This window comes from Hymenobacter lucidus (assembly GCF_020447265.1).
GTDB lineage: Bacteria > Bacteroidota > Bacteroidia > Cytophagales > Hymenobacteraceae > Hymenobacter > Hymenobacter lucidus.
The window spans coordinates 14,385-34,910 of sequence record NZ_JAJADR010000016.1; the positions used below are offsets into that span (position 1 = coordinate 14,385).

Below are 20,526 nucleotides of genomic sequence, written 5' to 3' on the forward strand. Positions count from 1 at the left end.
AATAGGTACGGCCTTATTCAATTGGGGGCAGGGGCGGCGCATCCTTACGCGGAAAGAGCAGCGACAATACCACGGAGCCCAGCAGCAGCAAGCCCACCACGCCCAGCGAAATGCTCATTGGCAGTACGTAGTAGTCGGCAATGAGCAGCTTGCCGCCAATGAAAACCAGAATGAGCGAAAGGCCATAGTGCAGATAGTGAAACAGCTGCATCAGGCCGGCCAGAGCGAAATACAGGGCCCGCAGCCCCAGCAGCGCAAACACGTTGGATGTATAGACGATAAACGTGTCGCGGGAAATGGCGAGAATGGCCGGAATGGAGTCGACGGCAAAGACCACGTCGGTGGTTTCGACCATGACCAGCACCACGAAGAGGGGCGTAGCAAACAGGAGCCGCTCTTTACGCACGAAAAACTTGCCGCCTTCAAACTTGCTGGTGATGGGCAAATGGCGGCTCAGAAATTTCACCACCGGGTTGTCGTCGGGGTTAATTTCGGGCTCCCCGGCATTCAGGGCCATCTTTATGCCGGTGTATACCAGGAAAGCGCCCAGCACGTACATCAGCACGTGAAACTTGGCTAACAGCGCCGCCCCGGCCAGGATGAAGATACCCCGCAGCACCAGCGCCCCGATAACACCCCAGAACAGAATGCGGTGCTGGTACTGCAGCGGCACCTTGAAGTAGGTGAAGATGAGCAGGAAGACAAACAGGTTGTCGACGCTCAGTGACTTCTCAATCAGGTAGCCGGTCAGGAACTCCATGCCGGCCTGCTTGCCCATCGTACGGTACACGAGGTAGTTGAACCCCAACGACAGCGCCACCCAGAACGCACTCCAACTCAACGCTTCCCGCATACTGACCACGTGCGCTTTGCGGTTGAACACCAGCAAATCGAGCATCAGCATAGCCAATACAAAGGCGTTGAAGCCAACCCAGAACGGGAGCGTGTTTTCCATAAGCGCACCAGCGGCGGCCAGCGGTGCCGCGCTACGATGAGCTTACCGGGATTCGGGGGCCGGGGTTGCAGTCTGGGCCGAAACAGCCGGGCCGGCGGCGCCCACCGCAGCAGGAGCTACCCGGTCGAAGGTGCGAAACAGGCTGCTAAGCTTCATCTGCACCACCCCGAAAAAGGCCTCCTGGAAGATGCCCTTGGTCATTTTGGAAGTGCCTCGTGTGCGGTCCGTGAAGATAATCGGCACTTCTTTGATGCGGAAGCCATACTTATAAGCCAGCCACTTCATCTCGATCTGGAAAGCATAGCCCACAAAGCGGATCCGGTCGAGCGGAATGGTGCGCAGCACGCGGGCCGTATAGCATTTAAAGCCGGCCGTGGCATCGGCAATGGGCATGCCGGTAATCATGCGCACGTAGGCCGAGGCAAACCACGACATCAGCACCCGGTCCATGGGCCAGTTCACCACGTTCACGCCCTGAATGTAGCGCGAGCCAATGGCCAGGTCGTAGCCCTCCACGGCGCAGGCATCGTAGAGGCGCAGCAGGTCGTCGGGGTTGTGGGAGAAGTCAGCGTCCATCTCAAACACGTACTCGTAGCCCCGCGCCAGGGCCCACCGGAAGCCGTGGATGTAGGCCGTGCCCAAGCCCAGCTTGCCGCTGCGCTCTTCCAGAAACAGCCGGTCGGGAAACTCCTGCTGGAGCGTCCGGACGATGCCGGCCGTGCCGTCGGGCGAGCCGTCGTCGATAATGAGCACGTCGAAGCCTCTGGGCAGCGAAAACACCTTGCGGATGATCAGCTCCGCATTTTCGCGCTCATTGTAGGTTGGTATCAGGACGAGCCCCTTATTCATTGGCCAAAGATAAAGATTCAGTTTGCGCCCTTCGCAATTTTTTCGGCCAAGGCGCGGGCGTGACGGATGCAGTCGGGCACCCCAACCCCGGCCCGCCAGTTGGCGGTGGTGTAGATATTGTCGGCCACGAGCTGGTCGGCGGCGGTGTGGGCCGGCCCGATGAGGTGGTCGAACTGCGGAATAGCCCGCTCCCAAGAGTACCGGTACTGCCACGTGGGTTGCACCGCCCGGATTCCGTAGAGGCGGCTCAGCTCGGCGTGTACCTGCTGCAGTTGCTCGGCGGCCGGTTGCCGCGCCTGTGCTTCATACTGCGTACCCCCAACAAACGTGGTAAACAAAACGTGTCCGACCGGCACCCTATTCGGATAAATGGAGCTCGTCCAGATGCTGCCGGCGGCGTAGGGCTGCTCCACTTTGGGATGCAGCGCCCCGAAGCCATCCAGCGGATGCGTAACGTCGGCGCGCTGGTAGGCGGTATACACGGCCGTCATGGGCGGGTAATAAACAGCTGCCAAAGCAGCGGCCGCCGTCGGAAACAGCGGCTGCAGCAGGGGCGCGGCCGCGTAAGTGGGCAATGCCAGCACCAGCGCATCGTAGGGCGTGGCGGTGGGGCCGGTACTGGTGTCGAGTTGGTACTGGCCCTGCGCCGTGCGCGTCAGCGCCGTTACGGCCCGGCCGAAGTGGGCACTGGTGAGCTGGGCGGCCAGGGTTTTGGGCAATACCTGCAGCCCGTCGTGCAGCGAGATAATGCGCCGCCGCCCACCGGCCGCGCCGCTTTTGGCCAAGCCCTTCAGCACCGAGCCGTAAGTTTGCTCCAGCTCGGCCATTTTCGGAAAGGTCTTGTGGAGCAGCAGCTGTTCCGGGTCGCCGGCATATATGCCCGAAATGAACGGATTAAGGGCATAATCCACGATTTCGGAGCCGAAGCGGCGGCGAAAAAAGCCGGCCAGGGTTTCGGTAGGGTCGGGTGGCTGGGCTGGGCGGCGCAGCTCGCGCAGGATGCTGAATTTAGCTTTCAGACTGAAAAAGCCACTCATTAGCAGGCCGGGCGGCGAGCCGGGCAGCTTCTGGTACTTGCCAGCCCGCAGCACGTAGCGGTTGGCACTCACGGCGGCGGTTTCCTCAATCTGGTCGGTGAGGTGAAGGTCTTCCAGCAGGTCGCGCAGCTCGTCGCTGAGCTGCAGCGAATTGGGGCCAGTTTCGAGCAGGTAGCCGTCGTGGTGTTCGGAGCGGATGTTGCCGCCGGGTAAGGGGCTGGCCTCAAACAGGTCGTAGGTCACGCCGGCCCGCTGTAGGTAAAAAGCCAGGGTGAGGCCCGAAATACCGCCGCCAAGAATTGCAATCCGCATAATGCACTGGGTAATGAACGGGCAAAGGTAACCGCCCGCCCGCAGTTATAAGCCCCTGAACCGGAATCTGTAGCTTTGACGGCATGAATGCAGCAGTAACCTCCGCGGCGGTCCGCGAGAAGGCCGTGTTCCTGGACCGGGACGGCGTATTAAACAAAGAAATTGGCCATTATGTGTGGCGGCCCGAAGAATTTGTGGTGCTGCCCGGCGTGCCCGAAAGCCTGGCCCGCCTGAAAGCCGTCGGCTACCGGCTGATTGTCGTAACCAACCAAGCCGGCATTGCCAAGGGACTCTACACCGCCCGCGAGGTGCAGGCCTGCCACGACAAGCTGCAGGCGACCTGCCACCACGCCATCGACGCCTTGTACTTCGCCAGCGGCCACCCCAGCGTCAGCGAATCATTGATGCGCAAGCCCGACTCGCTGATGCTGGAAAAAGCCATAGCCCGCTTCCGCATCGACCCGACCCTGAGCTGGATAGTCGGTGACCGGCTCCGCGACCTGGAAGCCGGGGCCCGGGTAGGCGTGCGCGGCATTCTGGTAGGCGAGGGTGAAGAAGCCCGCCCCGAGCGCTACGCCTCCGACCTGCGCGCCGCCACCGATTTAATTCTCAGTAGCTGAGTTGAGCGTTGAGCAAGAATTAGAAAAATCGAACGGCCCGTTTCCTGCGCAGGAAACGGGCCGTATGGTTACTGACACACGCTACTTTACTGGCGCTCGGGTTGGGCGGTGATGGCCAGTACCGGCGAGGCAACCTGAGTGGCCGGCTTGGTTGCCGAATACGCCGGACACTTGGTACGGCAAGAGCTGAAGGCAGCGAGAAATCCAACAGCCATAATCAACAGCTTTCTCATGGGTAAGTACAATCGGTGAAGTGAGGGAATAGGTCTACAGCAACAGGAGCAGCAGCTTTCGACTCTTTTAACGATTCTATAACCTCAAAATTGTACTTATTCGTTCAACACAAAAAGATGACCTTTATTCACGAAAAACGCCGGCCTTCTGCGGGGCAGAAAGTCGGCGTTTATGCAATCGGGAGACAGTGGCTAAGCCACCGTAACTACTGGCGCTCGGCGGGCGTAGCAGCCGAAGCGGTGATGGTAGAAGACACCCGGTTGGCCGATTTAGAGCCGTAAGCGGGGCATTTCGTCTTGTTGCACGCGCTCAGACCAACGAGGGCCACGGAGGCCAATAAGAGTAGCTTTTTCATCCCGAGAAAAACCAAAAGAGTTGTAAGAGAAACTATACCAGTATCAAAAGTACAATTTCTGGCCCGGACGTTCAACTATCCGGACCAGAAGTTTTTGGGCGGCTAGTTTTGGTAGCCCAGAATGCGCATCATCGACTCGCCGGTCTGCTCTTCGGCAAACACCCGGTCGGTAAGCGTGCCGTCTTCGGCGCGGTCGAGGATAACCATTTTGGGGGCCGGAATCAGGCAGTGCTTCACGCCGCCGTAGCCCGAAAGGCTTTCCTGGTAAGCGCCGGTGTGGAAGAAGCCCACGTAGAGCGGCTGCTCGTCGGCGGGCTTGCGCTCGGGCAGAAACACCTGGTAGATGTGCTTCTCGGCGTTGTAGTAATCCTGGGAGTCGCAGGTGAGGCCGCCGAGCTGGATTTTCTTGTACTTTTTGCCCCAACCGTTGAGAGCCAACATGATAAAGCGTTGGTTCAGGGCCCAGGTGTCGGGCAGGTTGGTGATAAACGAGCCGTCAATCATGTACCAGAGCTCCTTGTCGTTCTGCAGCTTCTCGTCCAGAATGCTGTAGATGGTAGCGCCCGACTCGCCGACGGTAAAGATGCCGAACTCGGTGAAGATGTGGGGCTCGGGCACGCCTTCCTCGCCGCAGATGCGCTTGATGGTGCGCAGAATTTCCTCAATCATGTAAGGGTAGTCATACTCCTTCTGAATCGAGGTCTGGATGGGCAGGCCGCCGCCGATGTCGATGGTGGTGAGGGTGGGGCACACCTTGCGCAGCTCGCAGTATTTGTGCACGAAGCGGCTTAGCTCCGACCAGTAATACGACGTGTCCTTGATGCCGGTATTAATGAAATAATGCAGCATCGTGAGCTCGAAGCGCGGGTCCTCCTTGATTTTCTGCTCGTAGAGCGGAATGGCGTCGGCGTAGCGGATGCCCAGGCGGGAGGTGTAGAACTGGAAGCGGGGCTCCTCGTCGGAAGCCAAGCGCATACCCACGTTGCACTTCTCGCGCACGTTGTCGTGGTAGTAATCTACCTCGTTGGGCGAATCCAGAATCGGCATGCAGTTCACGAAGCCGTCGTTGATGAGGCGCGTGATTTCCGACTTGTATTCCTCGGTTTTGAAGCCGTTGCAGATAATAAACGTGTCTTTCGACACCTTGCCCTTAGCGTGCATGGCCCGGATGATGTTGGTATCGAACCAGGAGGAGGTTTCGATGTGCACGTTGTTTTTCAGGGCTTCCTCCACCACGAAGCTGAAGTGCGAGGCCTTGGTGCAGTAGGCGTAGGAATACTGGCCCTGGTAATCGGTTTTCTCGATGCCGATGCGGAACCACTCCTTGGCCCGCTGAATCTGGGACGAGATTTTAGGCAGGTAGGTGAGGCGCAGCGGCGTGCCGTACTTCTCCACCAGGGCCATCAGGTCGATGTCGTTGAAGCGCAGCTCGTTCTGCTCGACGCGGAACTCCTGGGTGGGAAAATCAAAGGTTTGGGAAATCAGGTCGTGGTAGGTATCCATTGACGGGGTTAGTTGTCAGTTGCTGGTTGTCGGTTGTTAGTGAAATTGTTGATTATCAGTAAGCAGAACAATACTGACAACTGACAACTAGCAACTGACAACCAACTTTCCGAACTTAGTGCCCGCAAAGATACCCCGCCTGCGGGGTTTTGGTTGTGCTTTGTTCGTTGGTCGCGGCGGAAGGTCCGTACGCGCTAAGCCTGAGAGGAATTCCCACCCGCTCAATCGGCAAGCTCAAACCCTTTTACCTTTTATTGCCCATGTAAGTATGCGCCGCATCAAGCTCATCGAAGTCCGCTCCGAACTCGGGGCCGGGACTCGTGGGGCCAGTCTGGGGGTCGATGCCCTCCGGATTGCCTGTCTCAACAAAGGCTGTGACTATTTCCGCCGCTTCAACGCCGTAGCCGTGCCGGATCAGAACCACGTCTTGTTCGAGAAAAACCATTTTCCTTTTGCCAAACACATCGATTCGGTGTACACCGTGCAAAAGGCCATTGCCAGTACCGTGGAGCAGACGCTCCGGTTCGGCGAATTCCCAGTAGTGCTGGCCGGCGACCATAGCAACGCCGCCGCTACTATTGCCGGCATCAAGGCGGCCAACCCCTACAAGACGCTGGGCGTGGTCTGGATTGATGCCCACGCCGACATTCACTCGCCCTACACCACGCCCTCCGGTAACATCCACGGCATGCCGCTGGCCATGGCCCTGAACGAGGACAACCGCGAGTGCCAGCGTAACGAGCTGGACCCGGAAACCGAATTTTTCTGGCGGCGGCTGCAAAACCTGGGCGAGGAAGGCCCCAAACTCAGCCCCGAGCACTTGGTGTATGTAGTTGTGCGCGACACCGAGCACGAGGAAGACGCGGTGATTGAGCGCCTGGGCATCAAAAACTTCAAGCTGCCCGAGTTCAAAGCCAAAGGCGCCCGGCAGATAGCCCGCGAAATCTACGAGCGGCTGCGCTTCTGCGACCTGGTCTACATCAGCTTCGATGTCGATTCGCTGGATTCGCGCTTCTCGAAAGGCACCGGCACGCCCGTAGTCGATGGCCTGAACGTAGAGGAAGCTATGCAACTCTGCCGCGCCCTGCTGGAAAACGACCGGGTGGTGTGCTTCGAAATGGTGGAAATAAACCCCACGCTCGACAACGAGAATACGATGGCCAAGAATGCCTTTGATATTCTGGAAACCGCCACCGATGCCATTCTGGAGCGCCTGCGCATGGAAGATGTGACGAGCCGGTAGGAGCTTCCTTTCAAGAAGAACGTCATGTCGAACAAAGTGAGACATCTCGCGTGCTGACGTTGCCAAAGTAACTGTTATGCTCCACCTAGCGTCCGCGAAACTGGAGTATCCTTCCCACATTGGCAATTGATTACCATTGTGCGCGAGATGTCTCGCTTTGTTCGACATGACGTTCAATGGTAAGCACCGCCGAAGCCGCGCCGCAGGTTCCTGTTTGAACCCGGCGCGGCTTCCGCTACTTTTGCCTTAGTATTTCCCGCCGCTTTTCCCGGAGCCCACGGCGGGGCTCCTATTAACCCAGCACCCCGTGCAACAACTCGAACAGGATATCAGAGCGGCGCTGAGCGCGGCTATACAGCAGGCTTTTGGCGTTACGGTGGCCGCCGACCAGCTCGTGATTCAGCCCACGCGCAAGGAATTCGCCGGCTCTTTCACCCTCGTAACCTTCTCGCTCACCAAAGCCCTGGGCAAAGGTCCCGAGCAGATCGGGCAGGCCCTGGGCGAGTGGCTGAGCGCCCACGAGGTGCGCATCAGCGGCTTCAACGTAGTGAAGGGCTTTCTGAACCTGGAAGTGGCCGACCGGGAATGGCTGCGCCTGTTCCAGGGCCTGGTGCAGCAGCCCGACGGCACGCCGGTACTCACCGGCGGCCCCCAGGATGTGGTGGTAGAGTATTCGTCGCCGAATACCAACAAGCCCCTGCACCTGGGCCATTTGCGCAACAACTTCCTGGGCTACTCCGTGGCCGAAATTCTGAAGGCCACCGGCGCTACCGTGACGAAGGCCAACCTGGTCAACGACCGGGGTATTCACATCTGCAAGTCGATGCTGGCTTACCGGCAGTACGGCAACGGCGAAACTCCGCAGAGCGCCGGCATCAAGGGCGACCATCTGGCGGGTAAGTACTACGTGCTGTTTGAGAAGCATTACCGGGAGCAGATCAAGCAGCTCGAAGCCGAGGGCGTGGCCACGGATATTGCCAAGAAGCAGGCCCCGCTGATGCTCGATGCCCAAACCATGCTGCAAAAGTGGGAGCAGGGCGACGAGGAAGTTATTACTCTCTGGAAGCAGATGAACGGCTGGGTGTACGAGGGCTTCGATGAAACCTACAAGACCATCGGCGTCGACTTCGACCAGTATTATTACGAATCGGGCACGTACCTGCTGGGTAAGGAGCGGGTGGAGGAAGGCCTGCAGAAGGGCGTGTTCTTCCGGAAGGAAAACGGCTCGGTGTGGGTCGACCTCAAGGAAGAGGGCCTCGACGAAAAGCTGCTGCTCCGCGCCGACGGCACCTCGGTCTACATCACCCAGGATTTGGGCACGGCCGAGCTCAAGTACCAGGATTTCGGCTACGATTTGAGCGTGTACGTCATTGCCGACGAGCAGAACTACCACATGCAGGTGCTCAAGGCCGTGCTCAAAAAGCTCGATAAGCCCTACGCCGACGCCATTCATCACCTCAGCTACGGCATGGTCGATTTGCCTTCGGGCAAGATGAAGAGCCGGGAAGGCACGGTAGTAGACGCTGACGAGCTGGTGCGCGAAGTGGTAGAAGCGGCGAAAGTAGCCACGCTGGAAAAAGGCAAAATCGAGGGCCTGACCGACGACGAGCAGGCGCAGCTGTTCCACACCCTGGGCCTGGGCGCGCTGAAGTACTACCTGCTGAAAGTAGACCCCAAGAAGCGGATGCTCTTCAACCCCGAGGAGTCGGTGAGCCTGGAAGGGCACACGGGGCCGTTCATTCAGTACTCCCACGCCCGTATTGCCCAGCTGCGCCGCAAGGCCCAGCAACTGGGTATCAGCGAAAAGGCCGATTTCCTGAATCTTGGTGATTTGCAGAAGTCGGAGCGGGAGATGATTGAGGAGCTGGCCCGCTACGCCAACGTGGTAACGGAAGCCGCCCGTACCTTCTCGCCCGCCATTGTAGCCCAGTACGCCTACGATCTGGCCAAAGCTTACAACCGTTTCTACGCCGAGGTGCAGGTGCTGCAGGAGCCCGACGAGGCCAAGCGGGCCTTCCGCGTGGCGCTGTCGGCCCAGACGGGCCGTGCCATCAAGGCCAGCATGCAGCTGCTCGGCATCGAGGTGCCCGAGCGGATGTAGAAACCAGTAACGCCCCTCTTTGCAATAGGAGGGGCGTTTTGCTGCAAGATGATTTAACAACAACCACCGATATGAAAAGCGTTGCCGTGTATTGTGGGGCCAGCCCCGGATTCGATGAAGTATACCGCCAGCAGGCCGACGCCATGGGCCAGGAGCTGGTGAAGCGCGGCATTACACTGGTGTACGGCGGCGGCCGGGTGGGCCTGATGGGCGCCGTGGCCGACAGCGTGATGCGCGGCGGTGGCAAGAGCATCGGCGTCATTCCCGACTTTCTGGCCGACAAGGAGCTGGCCCACACCGGCCTCACCGAGCTGCACATCGTGAAAAGCATGCACGAGCGGAAGCTGCTGATGGCCGACCTGGCCGAGGGGTTCATTGCTATGCCCGGCGGCTTCGGCACGCTCGAAGAGCTGTTTGAGGTGCTGACCTGGGGCCAGCTGGGGCTGCACAAAAAGCCCAGCGGCGTGCTGAACGTAGGCGGCTTCTACAACCACCAGCTGCAGTTTCTCGACAAGATGGTGGAGGAGGGGTTTCTGCGCCCCGAAAACCGCGCCCAGCTGCAACAGGATGCCTCGCCCGCCGGCCTCGTCGACAAGATGTTGGCCTACGTGCCCACCGACCTGGAGAAGTGGCTCACCGTGCCGCGCACGTAAAGTCTGCCCCCGACCCGGCGCAAACGACTACCTTGCCGGCCGGAAACATTGCCTCTGAACCGGTGGTTACGCTGGTGTTATTGCTGCACCGGTTTTGCTGCCTTTACCTCATCCTATGAAATCTGTGCTTGTACTCCTGCTCGGCGCGTTGGCGGCTTGCGGTTTATCCTCCAACACGACTACTACTCCCTCAACTTCTGCTGCCATGACGACCACCACTGCCTCCGAAACCACCGCCCGCGGCTCCGTATACGACTTCAGCGTGCAAACCATCGACGGTAAGCAGGTGCAGCTCAGCCAGTTTAAAGGCAAAAAGCTGCTGCTGGTGAACGTGGCCTCGGAGTGCGGCTACACGCCCCAGTACAAGGAGCTGGAAGAGCTGCACAAAAAGCACGGCGACCGGGTGGTAGTACTAGGCTTTCCGGCCAACAATTTCGGCGGCCAGGAGCCCGGCACCAATGAGCAGATTGCCACTTTCTGCGAGAAAAACTACGGCGTGACCTTCCCCATGTTCGCCAAAATTTCGGTGAAGGGCGACGACACGGCCCCGCTTTACCAGTTTCTGGCCGATAAAGCCAGGAACGGCATCGTCGGTGAAGCTCCCGACTGGAATTTTTGCAAGTACCTGGTTGATGAGCAGGGCCACGTAGTGGGCTTCTACAAGTCGAAGGTGAAGCCGATGAGCGACGAGCTGGTAGCGGCTATTCTGAAGTAATCTGAGGATATTTCTTTGCGTTTTTCGACCGTCATGTTGAGCTTGTCGAAGCATCTCTCCCGCAGTAGTAAATGATTTTACCATTGCCCGCGAGATGCTCTGACAAGCTCAGCATGACGTTCTTTTGTGTTGTTATGGCTTCTTCTGCACCTGCTTCCAACTCCGCTGCTGCACCCGTCAGCCCCGCTAAAGCCTGGATTTCGGCGTTCCGGCCCCGCACGCTGCCGCTGGCTCTGGCCAGCATCATGATGGGCGGCTTTCTGGCGGCGGCCAACGGTCAGTTTCGGGGTGCGGTAGTGGGCCTGGCAGCTCTTACCACCATTCTGCTCCAGATTCTGAGCAACCTCGCCAACGACTACGGCGACTCCCAGAACGGGGCCGACAGCGTGCATCGGGAGGGACCGCAGCGGGCGGTGCAGTCGGGAGCCATTACCCCGGCCCAGATGAAAAAGGCCATGGTGCTGTTTGGTGCGCTGTCGTTCGGGGCGGGTATTGCGTTGCTGTGGGTGGCGCTGGGCTTGTCGGGCCTGTGGGTGTTCCTCTCGTTTCTGGTGCTGGGCTTGTCGGCCATCTGGGCGGCCGTCAACTATACGGCCGGCTCGAAGCCCTACGGCTACGCGGGCCTCGGCGACGTGTCGGTGTTCATTTTCTTCGGCCTGGTGGGCGTGTGCGGCACCTACTACCTGCAGACGCGGCAGCTGCCGCTGGCAGTGTTGTTGCCCGCCGCTGCCCTGGGCTGCTTTGCCACGGCCGTGCTGAACGTGAACAACATCCGTGACATTCGCTCCGACGAGCTGGCCGGCAAAATCACAATTCCAGTGCGGCTGGGGCCGGCGCGGGCCCGGCGCTACCACTGGCTGCTGCTGCTGCTGGGCTTCGGTTGCGCCGTACTGTACGTGGCCCTTCGCTATAATACTGCTCAATACTCGCCCTGGGAGTGGCTGTTTCTGCTCGCCGCCCCGCTGTTTTTCTTCAACGGCCGGCAGGTAAGCCAGCGGCAGGAGTCGATGCAGCTCGACCCGCTGCTCAAGCAGATGGCCATGAGCACCCTGGCGTTTACGCTGCTGTTTGGGCTGGGGCAGGTGCTGTAGAGTTCAGTAATCTAATACTCTGTGAACGATGGCAAAGCGCTGGGATATGAACCTGATACCACTGCTGGTATTAGCGGCCTGTTGTCTGTACACAGTCTACGTTGTGCTGAGCCAGCCACTGTATGTAGATGGCACAGAGTATGCCCGCAGCTTCGACGTACATCATTGCATAGGCTTCGTCGTGCTGACGCTCACGCTCGGACTGTATTGGATACAAAAAGCCTATTTCAAGTACGCGGTTCTGCTGTTGCTCGGGCTCTGGCTAAGCGGAATATCTAACTACCTGCCAAGTAGCTTTGGTATTGGGATGGGCTTCGGTGAAGCCAGTATTTCGTTGCAGCTCGTGGCGTTGGTATTTGTGGTTGCTTACTATATAATTAATCGGGAAAGAGCAAATAAGAAGGTTGTGGAGCTTACAGCGGTGAAACCGGATTCAGCAAAAGCCCGGCGTATCAGGGAAGAGGAGGTTGAGCAGTTTGAGCAGAAATTCCAAGCGTATTCTATCGAAAGGCTACGCCTGATTGTCGAAGAAAAAAAGCTGGTCAGCAACGCGGTTGAAGCGGCGCAAAAATTATTGACCGAACGGATAAAGTAAAGCCGCCGCTCATTCGTCTTCCCCGGAAGAACGGGCTGCCGCTCGGCTATTTCGGATGCTGGCTGAACAATGCCGGCGGCCGGGAGTTGTAGCAGCACCTCGTTGAGAAAATACTCACCGGTCTAGCAAATTCCCAGGGGTTGCTTTGCCGCGCTATACTTTTAAAGTCCAACCTATGGCTTCATTTCGCCAAAAATTCCTGAAAGCTTTGTATCCGCTCATCATGCGGCTCAGCAAGTCGGGCAGCAAGGGGAAAGTGCTGGAAAACAAGCAGACCGCCGCGCCGGCCACGTCGTTTCATAGCCTCAGCGGCCAGCTCAACACCGGTCAGCCGCTCGATTTCAGTCAGCTCAAGGGCAAGAAGGTGCTGCTCGTAAACACGGCTTCCAACTGCGGCTATACCAACCAGTACCAGGAGCTGCAGCAGCTTTCGGAGCAGTTTGCCGACGAGCTGGTGATTCTGGGCTTTCCGGCCAACGACTTCAAGGAGCAGGAAAAGGACAACGACCACGCCATTCAGGAGTTTTGCCAGGTCAATTTCGGCGTGTCGTTTCCCCTGATGAAAAAGAGCGTCGTAGTAAAACAAGCGGCGCAAAACCCGGTTTACCGGTGGTTATCGGAAGCTCGCCAGAATGGCTGGAACGAACAGGCTCCCGACTGGAACTTCTCTAAATACCTCGTCAGTGAAGACGGTAACCTGACTCATTACTTCGGCCCGGCGGTTTCGCCCCTAAGTGCCACCATTACCAGCCGCATCCACCCGTCGAAAGCCTAGCCTTTCGGCCCGCTGGCCCACGGTTCCGCTCCCTCTCTCCCCGTATTCCCACCCTGTGTATCCTGCTGCCTGCGGTTGGCGGCCTGGTTGTGCCTTGCATAGCCGGCCGACAGTTCGTGGTATTGTCTTTTTTTGCTGCTAATAGGGTTTTTCCGGGCTATCTTTGCGGTGGCAATTACTCTAAAAACTCTTCCGGCGGCTCATTCTCTTTCCAGGAGCTGTGCTATGCGCCGTGCCACTACCCCTCGCCCCGATTTCAATCCCACCTCTTTCTATCCGCTGTTCTTTTATGCGGGCCTACTGGGGTTCGTGTTTCTCTCCATCTTTTTTACGCCTCTGATTCAGTTGCTGGCCGATTAGTACAGTCTGCTAACGCTCAATAGGTTTCCGGTGCAACCGCCCGGTCCCGTTGCGGCTCCTGAGCTTGACAATTGCCAGGCTTCCGCCCCCGAATCAGGTGGGCCATCTGGCCTGAAGGCCGCTGTTTTTCGCTATTTCATGAAGCTTTATTACTCGCTGCTCCTCTTCGTGTTGAGCACCCTCACCAGCCCCATGGCGGGCCTGGCGCAGCGTATTGTCATTACCGGCCGCGTTACGGAAGCAGCTTCGGGTCAGCCTGTGCCCTTCGCTTCTATTTTCGTGAAAGGCACTACGCTGGGCACCACTGCCGACGACAACGGCCGCTACACGCTCACCGCTACCCAGTTCATCGACTCGGTTTCGGCCTCGGCCATGGGCTACCGGCCCCGCAGCCGCGCCGTGAGCCGGCAGCTCGAGCAAACGGTGAACCTGGCCCTGGTATCGTCGGCCGTGTCGCTGGGCGAAGTCGTGATTCGCTCCACCGAAAACCCCGCCTTTGCCATTCTGCGCAAGGTGCAGCAGCACAAGCGTCAAAACGACAAAGCCCGCCTCGATGCCTTCGAGTTCGACAGCTACAACCGCATCGAGGCTTCACTCTCCGACATTACCGACCGGCTGGCCCGGCGTAAGGTTATCCGCGACATGACGGCGCTGGCCGGCTCGGTGGGGGAGATGGAACGGAATGCCCAGGGCAAGCCCACGGTGCCGGTGTTTGGCTCCGAGGTAGTGTCGCGCTACTACGTGCGGCACCGGCCCAACCGGGAGCGGGAGGAAATCCGCCACTCGCAGCTCTATGGCGCGGCCCCGCGCGATGGTACGGTGCTTTCCCAGCTGCTGGGCTCCTCGTTTCAGGACTACGATTTCTACCCCAACTGGCAGGTCGTGATGGGTAAGGATTTCATTTCGCCCATTGCCGACGGCTGGCGCATCACCTACGACTACGACCTGGAAGACTCGGTGATGGTGGGGCAGGACCGCTGCTACCAGCTCAAGGTGTTTCCGCGCCGGGCCCAGGACCTGGCTTTCACTGGTCGCATCTGGATTACGACCGGCACCTACGCTCTGCGCCGCCTCGACCTGACCGTGGACCCCAAGGCCAATATCAACTTCGTGGATCAGATCCGGATTCTGCAGGATCTGGCTCCCACTACGGCCGGCCCCTGGCTGCCCAGCCGCACGCAGGTAGTAGTGGGGCTCAAGCCCACGCCCAAGCAAACCGGCCTGCTAGTGCGCTTCATTACCATCAACAGCAACTTCCTGGCCCAGCAGCCCCATGAGCTAGCCTTCTACGACCAGCCCCTGGCTACCGCCGCCGACGCGCTGAAAGTACCCGCCGGCTTCTGGGCCCAAAACCGTCCTGATACGCTCTCCGCCCAGGAAACCCGCACCCTCACCGTGCTCGACTCGGTGGGCAAGCTGCCCTCGGTACGCACGTTTTTGGAAATAGCCGACCTAGTGGTGAATGGCTATCAGCCCCTGGGCAAGCGGGAGCTGGTGGAGCTAGGGCCGGTGGCCTACAGCTACAACTGGAACAACGTGGAGGGCAACCGCCTGCGCCTGGGTTTGCGCAGTACCCCCAACCTGAGCCCCGACTGGCTGGCGCAAGGCTACCTGGCCTACGGCACCCGCGACGGGGAATTCAAGTATGGCCTTTCCGCCGACCGGATTCTGAACCGCCGTAACTGGACGGTGGTCAGCCTTAAGCACAGCTACGACCTAGATTTGGTGGCTTTGCTCGACAACGATATTGCGCTGGAAAGCCCCTTGTTTGAGGTGGCGGCCCGCTTCGGCAACATTAAGCCCCTGCTGCCCCTGTGGCGCGAAGTAACCAGCGTGACGGCCCAAACGGACCTGTTTCACAACTTCACCCAGAAGGTCACGCTCCGCCATCAGCGCTTCGACCCGCTCTACAACTTCGCCTACTACACCAGCCCCGCCCAAACGCCCGAGTCGCCCACGGCCCACCGGTTTCAGCTCTCGGAGGTGGTCTTTGAGTCGCGCTACGCCCCCGACGAGGTGCAGATTCAGAATCAGAACCACCGCACGGCCGTCGGTATTCGGAAGTGGCCGGTATTTACGGCCCGCTACACGCTGGGCCTGAACGACGTGCTGGGCAGCGACTTTAAGTACCACAAATTCAATTTTGCCCTCACCCACAGCCTGCCCCTGGGCCAGCTCGGCCGCACCGAATACACCCTCGACGCGGGCTACATACCCAGCACGGTGCCGTATCCGGTGCTGAAGGCTCACCTGGGCAACGAGTCGCCGATTTATACCTCCAACGCCTACAACCTGATGGGGTACTTCGAATTTGTGAGTGACCGGTACGCCTCACTGCACGCCGAACACTACTTCGAAGGGCTGCTAATCAACTCGGTGCCGCTGCTCAAAAAGCTCGACTGGCGTCTGGTAGCCTCGGGCAATGTGCTCTACGGCAGCCTGCGCGACGCCAACCGCCGCACCACCCCCGACGTGGACGCCGCCGGCCAACTCGTGCCCACTTACCGCGGCCTGGGCAGCGCGCCCTACGTGGAAATGGGCTACGGCGTCGAAAACATCCTGAAGTTTATCCGCGTCGATTTCCTGCACCGCCTCACCTACCGCGACCTACCCGGTGCCCGCAACTTCGGCGTGAAAGTCTGTGCTCAGTTCAAGCTGTAGCTTCAGCGGCGTATTCCAAAATCTAGAACGCCTTCCCGAGGCTTCAGCAGGGCATTGCAAAACGCGGAATGCCCTGCTGAAGCCTCGGGAAGGCGTTCTACAATCCGGAATGACAGGCGGAATCTTTTCACCGATCCGCAAGAAGAAATCCCCTGGGCATTCCTTGTGATGACTCAAATCTTCCGAAAAGCCAGGAGTTCAGGAAACTCATCACCACTCTGAGTTTCCTGAACGTTGAAAAGTGAACGAGTTTCTTGAACTCAATCTGGTGGTCTGTAGGGCATTTTGCCATGCCAGAAGACGTGGATAGACAGTAGTGCAGAAAGAGGAACGTTTAAAATTGGAGCTGCTTCCCCATAAAGGGGGAGCTGTCGCTCGCCGCTTCTGCATGGTCGCCCGCAACCCTATTACGCCATCCGCTTCTTAGCGGTAGCGGGCGGACATCCGGGCTTTTTTGCCGTTTCTGCGGGATATGAGCATCACCGCGCCGGTTACCGCCAGCGCGCCCACGGCCATTTTCTGGATCATGCCGGCGCGATTTACCTTCCACTCGGCCCGCCAGCCCCGCTCCACCCACAGGTTGGGAATGATGCCGTGGGCGAGGTCTTCGATGATGCCCTCATACACGTTCACGCGGTCGGCCAGAATCAGCGTCATCCAGTGCGTGGCCGTGGCCTCGCTGAACTTGTAGGCATACCGGCGGATGGCCCCGCTCAGGCCCTTGGGCGGCGTGGAGGTCCCAAACACCCGCGTGACGTTCGGCCGCTCAATGGAATGCAGGATTTCCATGTCCAGCGGCTGTTGCGGGGCCTTTTCGTAATCAAGCCGCTGATGGTCGGCCCCATTGGCGTGCTTCATGGGGTAGGTCGGGTCGTTTTCCGGGTCCGCGTCCATGCCCCAGCCGGGGAGGTCCTTGGGCTGGGCGGCGATTTGGCGGTCTGATTGCGTCGGGCCAGCCATTGCTCTGCGGGCCGGGCGCGTTTGCACGTTCGTTGCCATATCGGGGAGAGTTAAGCCGCGTACGCCCGCGGCGGGATTAGCAAGGGTTTGATGATGTTGTCGCGTTTGGCTGAAAACATGTGGTAGGCATCGGGTACTTCTTCCAGCGGGACGCGGTGCGTGATGAGGCCTTTGGGGTTGAGCCGGCCGCTCATCACGTGGTCAATCAGCTTGGGTAACAAGCGTTTCACCGAGGCCTGATTGCCGCGCAGGGTGATGCCCTTGTTCATCAGGCTGCCCATGGGCACCAGGTTCCAGGGCGGGCCGTACACGCCGATAACCGACACGATGCCCCCTTTTTTCACCGAGTTGATGGCCCAGTGCAGGGCCGTCGCCGTGCCGGCTTCAAACAGGAGCTGTTTCCCCAGAATGGTTTGCAGGGCGTCGCCGGAGGCTTCGCAGCCCACGGCGTCGATGCAAACGTCGGCCCCATACCAGTCGGTGGCTTTCTTGAGGAACACCACCGGGTCGTCCATGTCCTTGAAGTTATAGGCCTCGCACTTGGCGTAGTTACGGGCAAATTCCAGCCGGTAATCCAAGTGGTCGATGATAATGACGCGCCCGGCGCCGAACAGCCAGGAGCAGCGGGCGGCCATGATGCCCACGGGACCGGCCCCGAATACCACCACCGTGTCGCCGGGCTGGATGCCGCCCTGTTCGGCGGCCTGGTAGCCCGTGGGAGTCACGTCGGTCAGCATCACGGCGTCTTCGATGTCCATGCCTTCCGGAATCACGGTCGGGCTCACGTCGGCGTAGGGCACCCGCACGTATTCGGCCTGCCCGCCGTCGTAGCCCCCGCCGATGTGGGCGTAGCCAAAGAAGCCCCCGACGGCCGTCGCTTCCGGGTTGGCTTCGTGGCAGTTGCCGTAGAGCTCCTGCTTGCAAAACGGGCAGGTGCCGCAGGCAATGTTGAAGGGCACCAGCACATGGTCGCCCACTTTGAGCTTTTGCACGCCGGAGCCGACGGCTTCCACCACGCCGGTAAATTCGTGGCCGAAGGTCATCCCCACGCGCGTGTCGGGGACCATGCCGTGGTAGAGGTGCAGGTCCGACCCGCAAATCAGGGAGCGGGTGACGCGCACAATGGCGTCGTTGGGGTGTTTAATTTCGGGGTCGGGCCGGTTGCGGTCCGCGCGGACACGGTAGGGCCCGCGAAAATTCATCGCTAACATAGACCAACAAGGTTAAGAGGAGGTTGAGAAAAGGCAGGCGGTGAACCCGCAGGGCTCACCCAGCACAACGAATTCTTCTGCCCGCTCCGAATAGGACGAAACCCTCCGAGATGAATGAAGCAGAAGGCCGAGGCGATTCTCCCCCGAAGGGGCGCAGAGCGTCAACTACCGGTAGAAACTTTTTGTACGTGCGGACTGGGGGAAGGGATAACCGAAAAACACTGATTTCTGGGCGTTTTATACGGAATCTTCGGCGTTATGACCGGTCTTACGACTTACTCAAAAAGAGGAAATGGCAAAGACCCGTTACAATTCCTCTTGCTTTATGCTGGCAGAAGCTGTTGGCAATACCAGTACAGTAAAACGGTCATTTTCATTGAAAGAGCGGCGAGTATCGCTCATCGTGCTATGCATTCCGTTTTTTGAGAGGTCACCAACAATAATAAAAAAGCGTTTCAGCTTATGGCTGAAACGCTTTTAAAGTTTGGGTAAGGACAAGGAGCAGTCAGGGCCTTTTTGTTGCTAAAATCTACTCGGCGCTGGGAGCGGCCGGGGCTGCCTGGGGCGTTGCTTCCGACGAGCCTTCCGGGCGTGGGCCCCGGCCGCCGCGGTTGCGGCCGCCCCGCTTACGGCGAGGCTTGTCGTTTCCGGCCTCACCTTCGGCGCGTGGTTCGCGGGGTGGGCGGGCTTCTCCTTCGGGGCGTGGGGCGCGGGGCTCCCGGGGAGGGCGAGCTTCGCCTTCAGGACGAGGAGCACGCGGTTCCCGGGGCTCACGCGGCGGGCGGGCTTCCCCTTCGGGGCGGGGTGGGCGCTGGTAAGGCACGGCCGGCGCGTGGCCGGCATCAATGGCCGCCAGGGCCGCCTGAGCGTTGGCAATGCGTTCCTTGTGGCGCGGGTCTTTTGGGTCGGGAGCGTCGCGGCGGGGCGGGCGGCCCCCTTCGCTGCGGGGCTGGCCGCCTTCGGGGCGCGGGCCCCGGCTGCCACCGCCGGAGCGACCACCCCGCTCGGGCCGGCCGCCTATTTTGCCACCCAGGCCGCTGAAGCGCTTGGGGTCAAATTCGGGCGCTTCGCCCAGGCCGAGGCTTTCGGTGATGTTGAGCTTCTCGATTTCGCGCTCGATCAGCTTTTCAATCTTGATAACGCGGTCCTGATCCTGGTCGGCAATGAAGGTGATGGCCGTGCCTTTGGTAGCGGCGCGGGCGGTACGGCCGATGCGGTGCACGTAATCCTCGGCGGCCCGGGGAATATCGTAGTTCACCACGTGGCTCAGCGAGTCGATATCAATGCCGCGGCTGAGCACGTCGGTAGCCACCAGAATCGGAAACTGCTTGTTTTTGAAGTCGCGCATGATCTGCTCGCGCTCTTCCTGGGTGCGGTCGGAGCTGATGCCCTGCGCCACATAGCCCAGCTTGTTGATAGCGCGCACGATGCCCGCTACAGCTGCTTTCTGGCTCGTGAAGAGCACCATGCTCTGCACTTCCTGGGTTTTGATGATATGCTCGAGCAAGTAGATCTTCTGGCGGTCGAAAGCCATGTAGAACTGCTGGTCGATGCCGGCGGCGGGCTTGGATACGGCCAGCCGGATTTCCTCGGGGTCCTTGAGAATCTGCTTCGAAAAGTCGCGGATCTTGTTGGGCATCGTGGCCGAGAACAGCAGCGTCTGCCGCTCCTTGGGCAGCTGGCGCACAATATTCAGGATGTCGTCCGAGAAGCCCATGTCCATCATCTTGTCGGCCTCATCGAGCACGAGGTACTTGATCTGGTCGAACTTGACGTAGCCCATCTGCAAGTGCGCGATGAGGCGGCCGGGGGTAGCAATGATGATATCGGCACCCGAGGTGAGGGCGCGCTTCTGCTGCTCCCAGTTCTCGCTCTTGCCGCCGCCGTAGATGGCAATGCTGCTTGCTTCCACGAAGTAGCCAAAGCCCGTTACCTGCTCGTCGATTTGGGTGGCCAGCTCACGGGTGGGCACCAGAATCAGGGTGGAGGTATTGCCGTGCTTGGCGTGCGAAATCTTGTCGAGCAGCGGCAGCAGGTAGGCGGCCGTCTTGCCGGTGCCGGTCTGGGCGCAGGCAATCAGGTCTTTGCCCTCGATAATTTTAGGAATAGCCTGTTCCTGAATGGGCGTGGCATTCAGGTAATTCATGGCATCTACGCCGGCCAGCAGGTCGTCGTGGAGATTAAAATCGGTAAACTTCAAGGTACAGCGAAGTAATAGTGAGAAAAGGCTGACCCTGTTTTTCGGCCAGCGAACCGCTTGATTTGGGAGTAAATATACAGGTTTTCCGAGGCCTGC

General features: G+C 59.4%; 18 protein-coding genes. 10 read left to right on the top strand and 8 right to left on the bottom strand.

Annotation, left to right across the window (positions count from 1 at the left end):
* Positions 1 to 13: 13 nt before the first annotated feature.
* From LGH74_RS24530 to hemG, 3 genes are read right to left on the bottom strand one after another with little or no spacing between them, the layout of a single operon-like run.
* Positions 14 to 955, bottom strand: a complete 942-nt coding sequence (locus tag LGH74_RS24530; RefSeq protein ID WP_226180796.1) for a TerC family protein — start codon at positions 953 to 955, stop codon at positions 14 to 16.
* 42 nt (positions 956 to 997) lie between these two features.
* Positions 998 to 1,804: a polyprenol monophosphomannose synthase gene (locus tag LGH74_RS24535; protein ID WP_226180797.1), complete on the bottom strand. Its 807-nt coding sequence runs from the start codon at positions 1,802 to 1,804 to the stop codon at positions 998 to 1,000.
* Between the two features lie 17 nt (positions 1,805 to 1,821).
* Entirely contained in the window at positions 1,822 to 3,153 is a 1,332-nt protein-coding gene (hemG, locus tag LGH74_RS24540) for a protoporphyrinogen oxidase (RefSeq protein WP_226180799.1), read from the bottom strand.
* Positions 3,154 to 3,236: 83 nt separating this feature from the next.
* Here hemG and LGH74_RS24545 point away from each other — a divergent pair, with 83 nt between their 5' ends.
* Positions 3,237 to 3,773, top strand: a complete 537-nt coding sequence (locus LGH74_RS24545) for a D-glycero-alpha-D-manno-heptose-1,7-bisphosphate 7-phosphatase (RefSeq protein ID WP_226180801.1) — start codon at positions 3,237 to 3,239, stop codon at positions 3,771 to 3,773.
* Between the two features lie 439 nt (positions 3,774 to 4,212).
* Here the strand turns inward: LGH74_RS24545 and LGH74_RS24550 are convergent, their stop codons facing one another.
* Positions 4,213 to 4,362, bottom strand: a complete 150-nt coding sequence (locus LGH74_RS24550; RefSeq protein WP_226180803.1) for a hypothetical protein — start codon at positions 4,360 to 4,362, stop codon at positions 4,213 to 4,215.
* A gap of 102 nt (positions 4,363 to 4,464) precedes the next feature.
* Positions 4,465 to 5,865: a type III PLP-dependent enzyme domain-containing protein gene (locus LGH74_RS24555; RefSeq protein WP_226180805.1), complete on the bottom strand. Its 1,401-nt coding sequence runs from the start codon at positions 5,863 to 5,865 to the stop codon at positions 4,465 to 4,467.
* Positions 5,866 to 6,133: 268 nt separating this feature from the next.
* Between LGH74_RS24555 and LGH74_RS24560 the strand changes: the two genes are divergently transcribed.
* The 9 genes from LGH74_RS24560 to LGH74_RS24595 all read left to right on the top strand — a co-directional run bounded on the left by LGH74_RS24560 (position 6,134) and on the right by LGH74_RS24595 (position 16,059).
* Entirely contained in the window at positions 6,134 to 7,108 is a 975-nt protein-coding gene (locus LGH74_RS24560; protein ID WP_226180807.1) for an arginase, read from the top strand.
* A 307-nt stretch (positions 7,109 to 7,415) separates the two neighbouring features.
* On the top strand, positions 7,416 to 9,209 hold the full coding sequence (gene argS / locus LGH74_RS24565; protein WP_226180809.1) for an arginine--tRNA ligase: 1,794 nt from the start codon (positions 7,416 to 7,418) through the stop codon (positions 9,207 to 9,209).
* Between the two features lie 71 nt (positions 9,210 to 9,280).
* Positions 9,281 to 9,862: an LOG family protein gene (locus LGH74_RS24570; protein ID WP_226180811.1), complete on the top strand. Its 582-nt coding sequence runs from the start codon at positions 9,281 to 9,283 to the stop codon at positions 9,860 to 9,862.
* A 115-nt stretch (positions 9,863 to 9,977) separates the two neighbouring features.
* Positions 9,978 to 10,577 carry a glutathione peroxidase gene (locus LGH74_RS24575; protein WP_226180813.1) on the top strand — a complete coding sequence of 200 codons (600 nt, stop codon included), beginning with the start codon at positions 9,978 to 9,980 and terminating at the stop codon, positions 10,575 to 10,577.
* Between the two features lie 134 nt (positions 10,578 to 10,711).
* Positions 10,712 to 11,668 carry a 1,4-dihydroxy-2-naphthoate polyprenyltransferase gene (locus LGH74_RS24580; protein ID WP_226180815.1) on the top strand — a complete coding sequence of 319 codons (957 nt, stop codon included), beginning with the start codon at positions 10,712 to 10,714 and terminating at the stop codon, positions 11,666 to 11,668.
* Positions 11,669 to 11,696: 28 nt separating this feature from the next.
* The gene (locus LGH74_RS24585) at positions 11,697 to 12,263 is read left to right on the top strand and encodes a hypothetical protein (protein WP_226180817.1); all 567 of its coding nucleotides are present in this window, start codon (positions 11,697 to 11,699) and stop codon (positions 12,261 to 12,263) included.
* Positions 12,264 to 12,438: 175 nt separating this feature from the next.
* The gene (locus tag LGH74_RS24590) at positions 12,439 to 13,038 is read left to right on the top strand and encodes a glutathione peroxidase (protein ID WP_226180818.1); all 600 of its coding nucleotides are present in this window, start codon (positions 12,439 to 12,441) and stop codon (positions 13,036 to 13,038) included.
* 225 nt (positions 13,039 to 13,263) lie between these two features.
* The gene (locus LGH74_RS25000; protein WP_262904773.1) at positions 13,264 to 13,398 is read left to right on the top strand and encodes a hypothetical protein; all 135 of its coding nucleotides are present in this window, start codon (positions 13,264 to 13,266) and stop codon (positions 13,396 to 13,398) included.
* A 138-nt stretch (positions 13,399 to 13,536) separates the two neighbouring features.
* Positions 13,537 to 16,059: a DUF5686 and carboxypeptidase-like regulatory domain-containing protein gene (locus LGH74_RS24595; protein WP_226180820.1), complete on the top strand. Its 2,523-nt coding sequence runs from the start codon at positions 13,537 to 13,539 to the stop codon at positions 16,057 to 16,059.
* Positions 16,060 to 16,482: 423 nt separating this feature from the next.
* Here LGH74_RS24595 and LGH74_RS24600 read toward each other — a convergent pair whose 3' ends face one another.
* From LGH74_RS24600 to LGH74_RS24610, 3 genes are all read right to left on the bottom strand, one after another.
* A complete protein-coding gene (locus tag LGH74_RS24600; RefSeq protein ID WP_348533010.1) occupies positions 16,483 to 17,058 on the bottom strand; it encodes a hypothetical protein in 576 nt (191 codons plus the stop codon).
* Positions 17,059 to 17,069: 11 nt separating this feature from the next.
* The gene (locus LGH74_RS24605; RefSeq protein ID WP_226180822.1) at positions 17,070 to 18,230 is read right to left on the bottom strand and encodes a zinc-dependent alcohol dehydrogenase; all 1,161 of its coding nucleotides are present in this window, start codon (positions 18,228 to 18,230) and stop codon (positions 17,070 to 17,072) included.
* Between the two features lie 529 nt (positions 18,231 to 18,759).
* A complete protein-coding gene (locus LGH74_RS24610) occupies positions 18,760 to 20,430 on the bottom strand; it encodes a DEAD/DEAH box helicase (protein WP_431357461.1) in 1,671 nt (556 codons plus the stop codon).
* Positions 20,431 to 20,526: the final 96 nt, after the last annotated feature.

Bases quoted from the DNA above. Each gene is read 5' to 3' on its own strand.
- LGH74_RS24530 (WP_226180796.1), bottom strand. From the start codon at position 955: ATGGAAAACACGCTCCCGTTCTGGGTTGGCTTCAACGCCTTTGTATTG.
- LGH74_RS24535 (WP_226180797.1), bottom strand. From the start codon at position 1,804: ATGAATAAGGGGCTCGTCCTGATACCAACCTACAATGAGCGCGAAAAT.
- hemG (WP_226180799.1), bottom strand. From the start codon at position 3,153: ATGCGGATTGCAATTCTTGGCGGCGGTATTTCGGGCCTCACCCTGGCT.
- LGH74_RS24545 (WP_226180801.1), top strand. From the start codon at position 3,237: ATGAATGCAGCAGTAACCTCCGCGGCGGTCCGCGAGAAGGCCGTGTTC.
- LGH74_RS24550 (WP_226180803.1), bottom strand. From the start codon at position 4,362: ATGAAAAAGCTACTCTTATTGGCCTCCGTGGCCCTCGTTGGTCTGAGC.
- LGH74_RS24555 (WP_226180805.1), bottom strand. From the start codon at position 5,865: ATGGATACCTACCACGACCTGATTTCCCAAACCTTTGATTTTCCCACC.
- LGH74_RS24560 (WP_226180807.1), top strand. From the start codon at position 6,134: ATGCGCCGCATCAAGCTCATCGAAGTCCGCTCCGAACTCGGGGCCGGG.
- LGH74_RS24570 (WP_226180811.1), top strand. From the start codon at position 9,281: ATGAAAAGCGTTGCCGTGTATTGTGGGGCCAGCCCCGGATTCGATGAA.
- LGH74_RS24575 (WP_226180813.1), top strand. From the start codon at position 9,978: ATGAAATCTGTGCTTGTACTCCTGCTCGGCGCGTTGGCGGCTTGCGGT.
- LGH74_RS24580 (WP_226180815.1), top strand. From the start codon at position 10,712: ATGGCTTCTTCTGCACCTGCTTCCAACTCCGCTGCTGCACCCGTCAGC.
- LGH74_RS24585 (WP_226180817.1), top strand. From the start codon at position 11,697: ATGGCAAAGCGCTGGGATATGAACCTGATACCACTGCTGGTATTAGCG.
- LGH74_RS24590 (WP_226180818.1), top strand. From the start codon at position 12,439: ATGGCTTCATTTCGCCAAAAATTCCTGAAAGCTTTGTATCCGCTCATC.
- LGH74_RS25000 (WP_262904773.1), top strand. From the start codon at position 13,264: ATGCGCCGTGCCACTACCCCTCGCCCCGATTTCAATCCCACCTCTTTC.
- LGH74_RS24595 (WP_226180820.1), top strand. From the start codon at position 13,537: ATGAAGCTTTATTACTCGCTGCTCCTCTTCGTGTTGAGCACCCTCACC.
- LGH74_RS24600 (WP_348533010.1), bottom strand. From the start codon at position 17,058: ATGGCAACGAACGTGCAAACGCGCCCGGCCCGCAGAGCAATGGCTGGC.
- LGH74_RS24605 (WP_226180822.1), bottom strand. From the start codon at position 18,230: ATGTTAGCGATGAATTTTCGCGGGCCCTACCGTGTCCGCGCGGACCGC.